Consider the following 426-nt stretch of genomic DNA (forward strand, 5'->3'; position numbering starts at 1 on the left):
AATCTATGGCACCAGTTGCATTGCCTTTACATAATACATTAGTTTGTGAGGTAATGCTAGAGGTTAATGCTGCTGCTGGTTCAGTGATGGTTACTGAAAGTTCAGCTGATTTACATCCGTTGTTATCCGTTACAATTACTTTGTAAACCCCAGCTCCTAAACCAGTTTGATCTTCAGCACTAGCTGAAACTCCAGTTCCTGTCCAAGCATAAGTATAAGGTCCTACACCACCGGCAGGGGTAATATCAATTTTTCCAGTTTTAGCACCAAAACACAACACATCCTCTTTTGTATTGGTTACTGTAACCGCGGTAGCTGGTTCAGTGATGGTTACTGAAAGTTCAGCTGATTTACATCCGTTGTTATCCGTTACAATTACTTTGTAAACCCCAGCTCCTAAACCAGTTTGATCTTCGGCCGTTGCCA

The 426-nt window shown here is 41.8% G+C and carries 1 protein-coding gene; it reads right to left on the bottom strand.

All coding sequences use genetic code 11. The features are described 5' to 3' along the window. A partial coding sequence (locus ACZIX2_RS14260) for a SprB repeat-containing protein (protein WP_463340763.1) occupies nucleotides 1-426 on the bottom strand: 426 nt, incomplete at both ends.

The organism is Flavobacterium riviphilum, assembly GCF_055231795.1.